Genomic DNA, 13009 nt, shown 5'->3' with positions numbered 1-13009 from the left:
ACGTTAGCTCCTTATTTGAGTATCCAATGAAGCGCAATAGCGGCAGTCCATGAAAAATTATCGCCACCGCAACCTTGCCCGCTGTCCGCATGAAAATATTCAAAGAAGCCCGATTCTTTCAAAAGTGCTTTCGCATCTTGCTGAAGTTTTTCCGCAATGAAATTTTGATTTGATTTTTCAAAGCCCTGAGCAATCATCCAATTGATATGTAACCAAATGGGGCCACGCCAATATCTTTGTGGTTCGTATTTTTCACTGCTTGGTATAGTTGATGCCAAGCTATATTGGCTGCTATTTGCCCAAGTTTGTGCACACTCAGTTAAAATTTGCGTTTTTTCAGGAGAAGACAATCCCGCATATACTGTCATAAACCCTGCCGACGTTTGGTCTAAGCAAAGCTCATTAGTGATTGTATTTCGGCTGTGATAAAACTGGGTTTCATCCGACCACAGTTGATCGATCGCTTGTTCTGTCAGTTCGAGCTCTTTTGATAATTGGTCTAAACCCTGATGCTCAATTTTAAATTGTTGGCATAAAGTTAGGAGATCTAAAGTTGCTTTATACAACATGGCGATAATGCCAATATCTTGAACTTTGTAAGGGCAATTTTGATAGATAATTTGTGGATCAAAATTAGATTTTTTGAAAAAATCAACCAAATATAAATATCTGTCGTATTGAGCTTTGTGCGGTCTTTGATCGCTGTCTACATGGTTAAGGTCTCGTCGTTGATATTCCCATTCAACTTGCGGCACAGCAGCTAATGCATCATCCCACGCAGGACTATTATCCATACCCGATTCCCAAGGGTGATACGAAGAGACTAAACCCGTATTTTGAGGATCACGATCGCGATACCACCACAAGTGATAATCAACAATGGCGGGTAACATTGCTTTGAGTTTGCTTTCTAATAACGGTTTATCGGTTGCGATAGCGGCCATTTCCAGCATCATGCTAGCGACGATGGGTGGCTGAGAAATTGACGTACTATGCAACTTTTCACCTGCGCCCCAAACATCAGGACCTGGAAAATAAGTATCTGATTCTTGATGGAAAATAATATGAGGTAACATACCGTTTTGCCACTGACCTGCAATGAGCATTTCTATTTCTTTCCAGGCTCGTTTTTCATCTACGTACATCCAACCTAATGCGGTAATCGCGGAGTCCCAATTCCATTGAAACGGGTATAAACCTTTAGTTGGTACTGTGTAACCGCCAAAGTCATTTATCTTTAAAATCTCTTTAGCTGTGTTCTGATAGGTTGAAAGTTTCATTTGATTTCCTCTTTATAACCATTTTGGGTTTATATTTAGACCCTTCGTTCAAATTAAATACTAAATTATACCCAAAAAGAGTTGAAATCAACTATTTTTAATGCTTAACTAAGATTGTTTAATATTATTTAAACTTTTAATTAACAAATGTGAGTTAATTAAACCCAGATTAGGTACTAAGGTGAATTGGAGAAATACAATGAAAATTAAGCCAATAGCAGTTGCAATCTCACTATGCTTGGTTCAAACACAAGTCATGGCAGCAGAAAGTAACTCAAAAAAATCAAATGATGTTGAAACCATTATTATTACTGGTACAAACGTAAAGCGTTTAGAAGCGGATACGCCACAATCAGTTACAACGCTAGGTGAATTTGAATTATCTAAAGTATCAGCTGGTAGTCAGGCTGATGCGCTTAGAGTGGTACCTGGTATTAAAGTTGAAGGGGGCGGCGGCGAAGTTGCGACTAACCTGCAGGTGCGTGGATTGCCTTCTACGGGTCAATTTCAATTTACGCCTTTAATGTATGATGGCTCACCAACATTGAGTGTTTTTGGTTTAAATTCATCAGCGTATGACGTTTACTACCGTAGCGATTTGGGGATCAAGCGGGTTGAATTTGTACGGGGTGGTGTATCTAATTTATTTGGACAAGGTTCTGTTGCTGGTATTATTAACTATATTTCGAAAACAGGTTCAGATGACCCAGAACACTCAGTTCAACTAGAAGTTTCAGATCACAATCGTACACGTTTAGATTTTGCAACCAGCGGTGCGGTTAATTCAAAAGATGGTTTGTATTATGCCATGTCAGGTTTTTACCGCTATGATGAAGGCCCTTTAGATACAGGTTTACCAACTAAAGGTCATCAAATTCGTGGTAATTTGAAAAAAGAATTTGATGATGGTTCGGGTAGTTTAACGGTTTATGCCCAATCGATTGATGACAGCGTTCAGTTTTTCTTACCATTTCCGTTAGATGCTAAAACGCATGAGCGTATTCCCGGTAACGACGGGCAAGATGTTGAATCAGTGCAGTCTAGCCACGCGGCTAATATAGCTTATCAAACCGCTAATGGACGATATGAATCACCTATTTCTGAAGGTGTTGTGACTAAAGGTCATTCATTTTCTGTGGTGCTAGATAAATATATTAATGAAGATTGGAAAATATTGGCTAAAGCTAAATTTGCTCAATATGATCATCAATTTAATTTATTTTTAGATGGTGATGGCTTAATTAACGTGCCTGAAACTTTAGATGAGTATTTAGCCAACCGAGATTTACCTAGTATCGACAATGCGAATTTTACCTATACGGACAATGGCCAAGCTGTTGATCAAAACGCCTTAGTATTTGCTAATCGTGTACTTGATAGAGATCGCCCGGTTAGTGATTTTTCGACAGAACTTAATTTATCGCGTAGTTTTGATCTGGGAGATTTTACTCATAATGTGACAGTTGGCAGTTTTTTTTCTCGTGCTGAGGCAGAAGACGATAATGTTATTACTCGTTATTTAGCTGAGTTTAATAACAAACCAAGATTAATTGATTTAGTTGTGCAAGATGTAGATGGCAGTATTAGTGGCCAGCAGGGCAATGAGGTTACTTTTTCTCAAAATGGGATAACTGGACCCGCAATTAGTTATTCAAATAATGAAGCCAGCGCGGTAAGAAAAGCTATTTATATTGCTGATCAGATGGATAGCGACAAGTGGACATTCGATTTAGGTTTCCGCTATGAAAAAATTGAAGGTACAGTTACACGAGAAGGTTCAAGTGCAGTGGTTTTCAACGATGATGACTCCCTTGCACCTGCTCTTCAACAATCTGTTATCGGTACGGGCAAGTTTTCAAGCGTAGATGTTTCGGCAAGTGATTTTGCGGCATCAGCTGCAGCGCTTTACAAATTAAACGATACGATTAATCTTTATGGTAACGTTTCAAAAGGTTTCTTCTTCCCCGAAATTCGCTCTGTGAGCATTAATGAATTGGGTGAGCCTAGTAGTTATGAGCCAGAAACAATCACTCAAGCTGAATTAGGTGTAAAATTTTTCACTGGGTTGGCATCTGGTAGCGTGGCTTTATTTAAAGCCGATTTAGATGATAGACGTTCGGTTCGATTCGAAAATGATTCGCAGGGCGCCATTGTTGAACGCGTTACGCTGCAATCGACCACTGCTTACGGGATAGAGGCCGCAGTTAATTTTAAAATTACCGATGAATGGTATTTGGATTCAAATGTGACTTATCAAGATCATGAGTTTTCAGATTTTGAAAGCAATGCTGCATTTGTTGGTAATGAGTTAGTTCGTAAGCCAAAATTGGCAATGAATAATAGTTTGCGTTATCAAGGTGAAAAATGGGATGCGGGTTTGTACCATAGCTATACTGGCAGTGCTTACGCAAATGATGCGAACAGTATTAAGTTGGATGCGTTTAACTTATTCAGATTAGATGCAGGTTATACATTGGCATTAGAAGATAATCAGTCAATTAGAGCAAGCGTTGGCGTATTTAACTTATTTGATTCAGAAGGTATTACGGAAGGTTCTCCGCGTCAGGCAGGTGGTGATGCTTCGAGCTCGGCGTACTTTATTGGTCGCCCAATATTGCCGCGTCGTGTCACATTCCGTGTCCGTTACGACTTTTAATTTTCTAACCTGAAGGTCAAGGATGATCTTTTTTTAATCAAAAAAAGGTACGTAATATGAATAGCATAGACTATATCGTTGTTGTGGTTTATCTGGTTCTGCTAATTGGAATGGGATATTGCTTTAAAGGCCAAACATCCAAAGACGATTATTTTTTAGGTGGACGAACACTCTCTTGGCAGCCGCTAACTTTGTCAGTTATGGCGACTCAACTTTCCGCAATTAGTTTTATTTCAGCACCTGCTTTTGTTGGTTTACGTGAAGGCGGCGGAATGATCTGGCTAAGTTATGAGCTGGGCGTGCCGCTGGCAATGATATTGTTGCTAGCCACTATTATACCTAAGCTTTATCGGTCAGGTGTGATTAGTATTTATGATTATTTGGAGCAGCGTTTTTCGGTGTCGTCTCGATTACTGATTAGCTTGGTGTTTCAATTAAGCCGCGCTTTTGCAACTGGGATTATGGTTTATGCGGTATCCGTTATTTTGCAAGGTACTTTGGGTATTGAAATCTGGCAATCTATTTTATTAACTGGCGTTATTACTGTCTTATATTCTTTACAAGGCGGTATGAAAGCGGTGGTTTATGGCGATGCAATTCAATTAGTACTGATTATATTAGGCACCATGATTTGTGCAGGTTTTGGTTTATATTATTTAGGCGGGTTTGATGCCTTTGTCGATAAATTAGATCCGACTCGTCTTACCGCGATCAAAGCGGATTCGTGGGGGATATCTGGTGATAGTTTTGGTTTGCTGCCGATGATTTTCGGTGGGGTTGTGCTTTACGCCTCTTATTATGGTTGTGATCAAACTCAGGCTCAACGTTCACTGGCCGCAAAAGACGAAAAAAATCTTAAAATCATGTTATTAGCCAACGGTTTTGCACGCTTTCCAATTACGTTACTTTACTGTTTTACTGGGATAGTGATTGGCACATTAGCGTTTACGACACCCGAATTCATGGCGCAAATTCCTGCTGATAATCCAGACTGGATGATGCCAGTTTTTATGCTTAACTATTTACCAAATGGCATTATTGGCTTGTTGGTGGTTGCTATTCTTGCGGCTGCAATGTCGTCTTTAAGTTCTGCAATTAATTCGTTAGCCGCAGTAACAATTGAAGATTATTGCCGTTTTACCGGTAAAGAATTAACCCAGTCACAGTATTTATCAACAGCTAAATATACTAGTTTTTTCTGGGGTGTTATTACGTTAACTTTATCTTTGTATGCTGGTGGTATAGCGCCAACTATTATTGAAGCCATCAATAAAGTGGGCTCTGTGTTTTATGGCCCTATTTTAGGGGTGTTTTTATTAGCAGTGGTGACTAAGCGAATTGGAGCTAAGGCGGTTAATCTGGCTTTATTATCTGGGGTTATAGGTAATTTAATTGTCTCTATCGCGTTGCCTGATGTATTTTGGTTTTGGTGGAACTTTATCGGTTTAAGTATCACTCTTATCGTCTCTTTTGCTGTCACTTATTTAATTCCGGGTATGAAGCTGCCTGTGCCTGAAAAATCGGAATATCAGCACATCTTAACTTGGAAAGACAGTTTTATGATGCTCGCTGCATTTGTTGCAATGTTAGCTATCTGCTTTACTTTGCCATTACTTGTATAGGAAACAATATAATGATGCACTCAGACAATAAAAATCTGTTACAAAATTTATTTAAATCAGCCTATCAGTCGTGTTTAGCTGAACAGGCAATGCCGACACATTTATCAACTATTGAATACTCCGATAAAGTTTGCATTATAGGCGCTGGTAAAGCCGCTGCAGAAATGGCTGCAGCAGCCCATGCCTATTTCGGTGATGCTTGTTATGGCACAGTGGTTACACGTTATGGCTATGAGACTGAAAAAGACACAGGTGCAATTGAGGTATTAACTGCTGGGCATCCGTCTCCGGATGAAAATAGCTTGTTGGCTGGTAAAAAACTATTAAATTTGGTTGAACAAACACCAAATAATATTCCGGTTGTTTTTTTGATATCTGGCGGGGGTTCAGCGCTGGCATGTGTACCCGTTGATGGACTTGAATTTAGTGAAAAACTCGCAGTTCATCAGTTTTTAGTTAAAAGCGGCGCTTCAATAACCGAAATTAACACTGTTAGAAAACATCTTTCTGCACTAAAAGGCGGTAAGTTAGCGGCTGTTTGCCGATCATCAATGACTTCACTCATTTTGTCCGATGTGGTTGGGGATGATATGAGTGTGATTGCGTCAGGCCCGACAGTTATTGACCACACAACGCCTCAACAAGCTTTAGATATTTTGACTAAGTATCAATATCCGGTATCAGGCAAGCTTGAGCAAATTTTGTCTCGGGGTACGCGAGTTGATACTAAGCATCTACACAATACGCAAAATGTTATTATTGCAAATGCGAATGTCGCGATAGATGCGGCTGCCAACCAAGCACATCAACTTGGTATTAAAACTCATATTTTATCTTACGACATTGAAGGCGATGCCCAGCAGGTTGCAAAAGCGCATGCTGCAATTGCACTTGAATATAAACGCAAAGGTGAGCGTATTTTATTATTGTCGGGTGGTGAAATGACAGTGAAAGCTAAAAATGCAACTGGCGAGGGCGGTCCTAATCAAGAGTACATGCTAGCCATGGCGATGGAACTCGATGGTATTTCTGGAATTTGCGCCATATCATGTGATACAGACGGGGTTGACGGGAGTAAAGATGTTGCAGGTGCATTTATTGATGAATCGACTTTAACTAGAGCTAGTAAGCAAGGTTTAAGTCCGGATTCTTATTTGTATAACCATGATAGTTATCATTTTTTTGATCAACTGGATGACTTAATTATTACCGGACCTACCAATACTAATGTAAATGATTTTAGGGCCATTTATGTCAATGGTATGGCTGATTGAGTTTATGATAGACTATTTGCATAGATTATTAATTGTAGCGGAAATTTAAGTTGTTATCGTCAGATCATATTCCTTTATTACGTCCGGCTTTTGAATTAGGGAAAGGCAAAAAGCTGTTTCAAGATAATGAAAGAGATATCTTGAAAACCGTTTTTTGGCAGCAGGATACAACGCAATCCAGTTTGGTTGAGCGCACTCGGATTCCGCAGCAAACCATGTCTCGTTTGGTTAAGTCGCTTATCGGGCGTAATGTTTTAAAAAATGGTGAGCAAATCGTTGGTAATCGTGGCAAACCTGCTTATATTTTAGAGTTTAATGGTCAATTTGCGTACTGTATTGGTGTTTCTGTTTTATTGGATGCTATTTCTATTGCGATTTTAGATTTTTCCGGAAAAGTTATTGCGAGTAGTTTAAAGCCGCTTCAGGATATGAGTATTAAAACGGTGCTGCATGAGTCGGAAAGGTTAGCCGATAAGTTGATTACTGAACACTCGCTTTCAGCTGATAGATTGCTTGGTATGGGGGTTGGGATATCTGGTTACTTTACATCAACCGATGGCAAAATGAATACGCACCATAAATTAGAAGACTGGGCGTTGGTGGATATTAGTAAGTTATTTTCTGACTACTTTAAACTGCCGACTTGGGTTGTTAATGACGCTACGGCCGCAGCTGCCGGCGAAGGAATGGCGGGTGTTGGCCGCAACTATAAAAATTTTGTTTATTTATTTATTTCGGCTGCATTTGGGGGGGGATTGATTTCCAACGGGGATATTTTGCATGGTACGCATGGCAATGCTGGCGAACTGGGTGATATGATTCCACCAAAATTGTATATCCATCCTAACTTAGAAATTTTAAAACGAATCTTATTGAAAAATGGAGTTGAAATAGACTCTATTTACAATTTACAGAATACGTTTGATATTAATTGGCCTGGGGTCGAAGAGTGGACTTATAAAGTTCAAGATGCGCTCGATTTTGTCGCAACTGCTTGTTCAGCTATTTTAGACAGTCAAGCATTGATTATCGGTGGGCACATCCCCCGTGAACTGGCTGAAAAACTCATTCCAAAAATTGAAATTTATGCGCAGTTTCGGCGTGGCACTAAACGCCCATTGCCTGAAATTGTACCTAGTAGTGTTAAGCAACAGCCTGTGGCGGTAGGTGCTGCCACATTGCCAATTAGAGCTATTTGTTTGTAGTTTAAAATATGCAATCGAGCTCGATACAAAAAAGTTTAACGTAAATTTTAAGGTAAAGCTTTTTGCGTCACGCAAATAACATCGCCGAAGTAACAGCTATAAATATCGAGCTAGAGCTGAGACGAAATGCCTCAAGTGGCATTAAAGCAAACTAGTGGGCTCAGTACCTTACAAAAAATGTGTCAGCTTGGGTAACTCGTAACAAATACTCCATATATATTTTTAATTGCACTTTATTAATAGTGAAAAAATGGAGTATCGAAATGACAAAATGCCTTAAACAAACCATGCTGCTTGTTATTGGGTGGCTTGGGCTGACGGCCTGCAGTCAAAATATTATGGATGAGCCAAGCAAAGAGATTCAGGCGAATAAAAACAAACAACCCCCCAATATTTTGTGGATAATAACAGACGATCATCGTCCAGATTCTATCCGCGCTTACAATCGTGCGGTTTATAATCAAGACGAAAGCCCGTTAGGCTACGTCGAATCGCCAAATACGGATCGTTTAGCGGCACAAGGCGTTATGTTTACCAATGCTTTTGCTAATTCACCGGTTTGTGCTCCGTCTCGAGCTTCTATGCATTCTGGTCGTTATCCGTTTCGGCAAAGTCGTTTAGCATTTGAAATGTCGCATCAGGGTCCTGATTTTGTTAAACCACTTGTATCACAACATCTTAAATCAGCAGGTTATGGCGCTGCGGTTTTTGGTAAAGATGATCATTATGTATTTAGATGGGGGCCGGGTCAGGGCTTTTATAATATTGATGAATTGTTTGATACCCGAGTGCATTTTAAACACGATATTCAAAAATATGATCAGGGTGATATTTATGTTAAAGCTGGATACGGTAAAGTGGACGGCAAGTTAGTTATTACCGGATTAACAGAAGTCGTGAAATATGCGGATGGGACAACACGGCAGTATCACGTGCGCCGCAATAATACGGATTTAACAGCAGATGATTTAGCGCAAATAAAACAAACAGATGAAGAGTTTGATATTTTACGTGCTTACACCCGTGGCAGTAATAAAACCATTATTGGTGGCGTGAATCCGAACCCGAAAAACGATACAATTGACGCGAAAATTGTACGTGAATTAAGGCATTTTTTACAAAATGAAAATCAGCAGTACAACACGTTAGCAGGCCACCCACGTCAAGGCGTAGATTCATCTAAACCTTTGTTTTTAAACCTTGGATTGCATTTGCCCCACACTCCGGTTTTACCGCCAAAATCAATAAGAGAACGTTTTAGCAATAAAAAGTATAAATTGCCAGAATTTGATGAAGCTGAACTTAACAAGCTACCGCTTCAGTTACAAAAAATTTATCGTGCTATGAAGATAGATGGCATCACGGATGAAGAAAAACAACAAGCCATTCAAGATTATTATGCATTTGCTGCACATGGCGATGAACTCGTTGGAGAAGCTGTAAATGCGTTTAAAGACTATAGCCGCAAGCATAATCAAGACTGGGTCATTATTTATACGATAGGGGATCACGGTTGGCACTTGGGTGAAAATGGAATCGCTGGTAAAACTGGCCCTTGGCAGCAATCTGTCGCTAACGCCGTGATTATGGCTGCGTCAGATAAATCATTATTGCCTCAAGGCACTGTTAATCAAGATTTGGTTGAATTTGTTGATTTTGCACCGACTATGATGTCACTCGCAGGGATTAATATTGGGCAAGCTGAGTTTAATTACTTAGATGGACAAAGTCTGATAGAGGTTGCTAACGGCAAGGCTTTAAAACGAGAATACATTTTGGGTGAAACCAGTGTGGTTAGCGGCCCTCGGGCTTATTTACATTCTAAACGATTCAGGTTTTCAATGCGTACTCGGCCTTATTACCATGCGGTTCCAGACAGCGATATTGGTAAAAATATTAAATGGGGTTTAGAAGCTGACGACACTGAAGTTGACATGGCTTTATATGATTTAGCAAAAGATCCTTTGGAGCGTAATAACCTCGCCTATGATCCTGAATATAAAGCGCTTGCCAAATGGTTTAGGCAAAAATTAGGTCATATTGTTTTAGGCGATGGCCGTGTTGAAGCTGACTGGTCGCAAGAAAACCACTATGTGGTATCTGATTTTGCGAAAGGAGCTGACGACAAACAATTGAATATCCCACAACACCTAATACCTATTTGGCATTCTGAGTTGCCTTAAGCACACATAGTTGTTTGTATCTATAACTTGTTGAGTAGCTGGGACTAGCGGTTCTGGGCTACTCTATTCGCTTTTTGTTACTGTGTTTGGTGGCAGAATAATTTGGCCACGTAATGATAGATATTCAAGGGTTTTAAGTAAACAAAAGTAAAGATTATCATATTGTAAATTTTATAAGCTCTAGATTAAAAGCTAATTTGTAAACAAAAAAGCTAACGGTGTCAGAAGTAAGGTCAATATTTGACTTTCATCTGTTACTATATAAACAGGAGTGGTTGCACCAGCGCATACTGAGAGACAAAAGTATTTAAAATCAGCCCACCTACAGTGAATCAGATGCTCGGCAAGCCGAATGTGTTAGCATTGATTATCAAATAACCCGGCACTAGTTTTAAATAAAATAAATGTTTTTTTATTTTTGATTGCTTTTTTTGTTTTTATTAAGCAGTTTATTAATTCCTCATCACCTTGGTATAGCTACCAATAGTTCGTTTGCCTTAAATTCCGCATTTGTTTAAAAACTGAAAATATTTTGCATCCAATTTCATGACTTGCGCGTTTGGCATTATGACAGGCGGTGTTCGAGCAGGCACTGCTGATACGATAGTTAAGTCATATATTCAAAGGAGCTTGAAAATGAATACGTTAAATGGTCAGTTAAACACTTCAAACTTAGTTAAAAGCCTAGTGAGTTTATCTGTTATTTTTGCTCTCACCGCGTGTAATGGCGATGATGGGAAAATGGGACTTCAAGGTGAAATGGGTGCCCCTGGAATGGATGGTGAAGATGGTCAAGACGGTTCACCTGGATTTGTACAGTCTAGATTTTTATTATCAAATAATGGTAGTGATAATGCAGGTACAATCGATTGGGTCAATCAAAATGGTGCACAACTGAAGCGATTTACCTCAGGTAACAACGAAGGCGTTGCCATCGACCCACTACAAAATTTAATACATGCCGGAGATTCAAATGCTGGTAGTATTAAGACCTTATGTCACTTTGAACACAGAGCCAATGGTGCTATGTATAACGCGAATATAGATCGCGATATTAGTGGCGCTAATACGGGGTTGGTTAATCCCAAAGGGATCCATTTTGCGCAAGGCAAAGGGTTGATTTTGATTGCTGATTTTAATGCGATGCAAGTAAGTGTGTTTGGCTCAGCTGCTGCTGGAGATGTTACTCCATTAGCTGAAACCCCCACAACCGCTAAGCCCTGGGATTTAGTTTATGATGAAGTAAACGACAGACTCTTTGTGGCATTAACTGACGGAACAGTCGCTGTTTACGATAATTATGTAGCAAGCGATTATGTTGCGATGCCAGCACGCACCATTACGCCAAGTGATTCAGAGCAGGTAAAAACCTCAGTTAACATTCATGGCATCACATACGATAGGTTATTAGACAAGCTAGTGTTGAGTGATGTCGGAGATGCAAGTTCGGCCTCTGATGGTAAAATTTTTGTGATTAGCAATGCCTCAACAGTCGATGGAATGACCCCGGTAGACAGAGAAATTGCAGGTCCTATGAGCATGTTGGGTAATCCGGTAGATATTGTTTTATCTGGTAGTGATTTACGAGTCGCAGAAAAATCCAATGATGCTATTTTAGTTTTTTCAAACATTTACAGTGGCCCAAGTGGCGACATTAAGCCTGATCTATCAACACAAACCAGCAAACCTGAGTCTTTGGTTCAAGCCAAATCTAAACTGATGTATTCGGATATTTCAGATACTTGGCAAACAGGGGTGAGTTTATTGGGCGTAGCAGTGAGTAGTAATCCGGGTACAGCGGGCGCTACAACAGGTCAAATAGCTCAATTTAGTAGTGCCTTAAATGCCCAGTCAACAAGCTTTGACAGTACCATGAGCATAGAAAGTGTGGTGTTTGATTTAGCTGGCGACAGTTACACTAGCTTTGATAACCCTAATACATCGACGGGGGGGATTATTATTGGTAATCGTGTTGCGGTTGAGCGTTCAGCTGGTAGTTATACCGAATCTCGAGATCGAATGATTATGGGGGCTGATACTGGGCTGATATCACCTAAAGGTTTAGATGTTGCGTCAAATCAAGGCTTAATATTAGTGGCTGAAAATAATGCGAACACGCCAGCTATTTTGATTTATTCAACTTGTGCAGCTGGTAATGTGACACCACTCATTAGCTTGATCCCTGCAGATTCAGCAAGACCATGGGATGTAGACTACGATGCACATACAGATCGAGCTTATGTTGCCTTAACCAATGGCTCTATTGCAGTATTTGATCAAGTAAACGCCAAAATATTAGCTGGTCAAACAAGCGTTAACGGTCAGGATAGAACAATTATCCCTGCTATTTCAGGTACTGCTGTGACTGCGCCGACCAATATTCATGGTATTGATTATGATCCGGCTACAAATTCTTTAATTGTTTCAGATGTCGGCAGCGCGGCCGATCCTGCTGATGGTAAGCTTTATGTATTGCCTTCAGCGTCTAATGCTTCTGGTTTAACGGATATGAGTGTAAGAATTGCTGGTGTAAATAGTCAGCTTGGTAATCCAGTAGATATTATGTACACAGGTAAAGATTTGTATGTTGCTGAAAAGTCAAACTCGCTTGTTATGCGATTTGATAACATTATCAACAGCAGTGGTGGGGATATTAGTGCGGATGCGAGTATGAGTTACACAGCACCGGAGTCTGTTGCTATTATTCCTAGTTATTTGCACAGAGCAGAGTAGGTTAATTTACGGTTAGATTCGCTTACGTTCATTGTGATCTATCTTATACACTAACC

At 39.9% G+C, this 13009-nt stretch carries 7 protein-coding genes; 6 read left to right on the top strand and 1 reads right to left on the bottom strand.

Translation table 11 applies throughout. The features are described from left to right. Positions 1-11: 11 nt before the first annotated feature. Positions 12-1280, bottom strand: a complete 1269-nt coding sequence (locus OLW01_RS15355; protein ID WP_268076401.1) for an MGH1-like glycoside hydrolase domain-containing protein — start codon at positions 1278-1280, stop codon at positions 12-14. Positions 1281-1479: 199 nt separating this feature from the next. Here OLW01_RS15355 and OLW01_RS15350 point away from each other — a divergent pair, with 199 nt between their 5' ends. The 6 genes from OLW01_RS15350 to OLW01_RS15325 all read left to right on the top strand — a co-directional run bounded on the left by OLW01_RS15350 (position 1480) and on the right by OLW01_RS15325 (position 12953). Then, complete coding sequence (locus tag OLW01_RS15350) at positions 1480-3936, top strand: TonB-dependent receptor (RefSeq protein WP_268076400.1); 2457 nt, start codon at positions 1480-1482, stop codon at positions 3934-3936. A 56-nt stretch (positions 3937-3992) separates the two neighbouring features. Beyond that, positions 3993-5558: a sodium:solute symporter family transporter gene (locus OLW01_RS15345; RefSeq protein WP_268076399.1), complete on the top strand. Its 1566-nt coding sequence runs from the start codon at positions 3993-3995 to the stop codon at positions 5556-5558. An 11-nt stretch (positions 5559-5569) separates the two neighbouring features. After that, on the top strand, positions 5570-6832 hold the full coding sequence (locus OLW01_RS15340) for a glycerate kinase type-2 family protein (protein WP_268076398.1): 1263 nt from the start codon (positions 5570-5572) through the stop codon (positions 6830-6832). A 50-nt stretch (positions 6833-6882) separates the two neighbouring features. Then, entirely contained in the window at positions 6883-8037 is a 1155-nt protein-coding gene (locus tag OLW01_RS15335; protein WP_268076397.1) for an ROK family transcriptional regulator, read from the top strand. 263 nt (positions 8038-8300) lie between these two features. Beyond that, complete coding sequence (locus tag OLW01_RS15330; RefSeq protein WP_268076396.1) at positions 8301-10220, top strand: sulfatase-like hydrolase/transferase; 1920 nt, start codon at positions 8301-8303, stop codon at positions 10218-10220. A gap of 636 nt (positions 10221-10856) precedes the next feature. Beyond that, positions 10857-12953 carry a hypothetical protein gene (locus OLW01_RS15325; RefSeq protein WP_268076395.1) on the top strand — a complete coding sequence of 699 codons (2097 nt, stop codon included), beginning with the start codon at positions 10857-10859 and terminating at the stop codon, positions 12951-12953. Positions 12954-13009: the final 56 nt, after the last annotated feature.

This window comes from Catenovulum adriaticum, from assembly GCF_026725475.1.
Taxonomy (GTDB): domain Bacteria; phylum Pseudomonadota; class Gammaproteobacteria; order Enterobacterales; family Alteromonadaceae; genus Catenovulum; species Catenovulum adriaticum.
The sequence above is the reverse complement of the archived record's forward strand: the minus strand, read 5'-3'. Positions and strand labels throughout refer to the sequence as shown.

Bases quoted from the DNA above. Each gene is read 5' to 3' on its own strand.
- OLW01_RS15330 (WP_268076396.1), top strand. From the start codon at position 8,301: ATGACAAAATGCCTTAAACAAACCATGCTGCTTGTTATTGGGTGGCTT.
- OLW01_RS15325 (WP_268076395.1), top strand. From the start codon at position 10,857: ATGAATACGTTAAATGGTCAGTTAAACACTTCAAACTTAGTTAAAAGC.
- OLW01_RS15345 (WP_268076399.1), top strand. From the start codon at position 3,993: ATGAATAGCATAGACTATATCGTTGTTGTGGTTTATCTGGTTCTGCTA.
- OLW01_RS15340 (WP_268076398.1), top strand. From the start codon at position 5,570: ATGATGCACTCAGACAATAAAAATCTGTTACAAAATTTATTTAAATCA.
- OLW01_RS15350 (WP_268076400.1), top strand. From the start codon at position 1,480: ATGAAAATTAAGCCAATAGCAGTTGCAATCTCACTATGCTTGGTTCAA.
- OLW01_RS15355 (WP_268076401.1), bottom strand. From the start codon at position 1,280: ATGAAACTTTCAACCTATCAGAACACAGCTAAAGAGATTTTAAAGATA.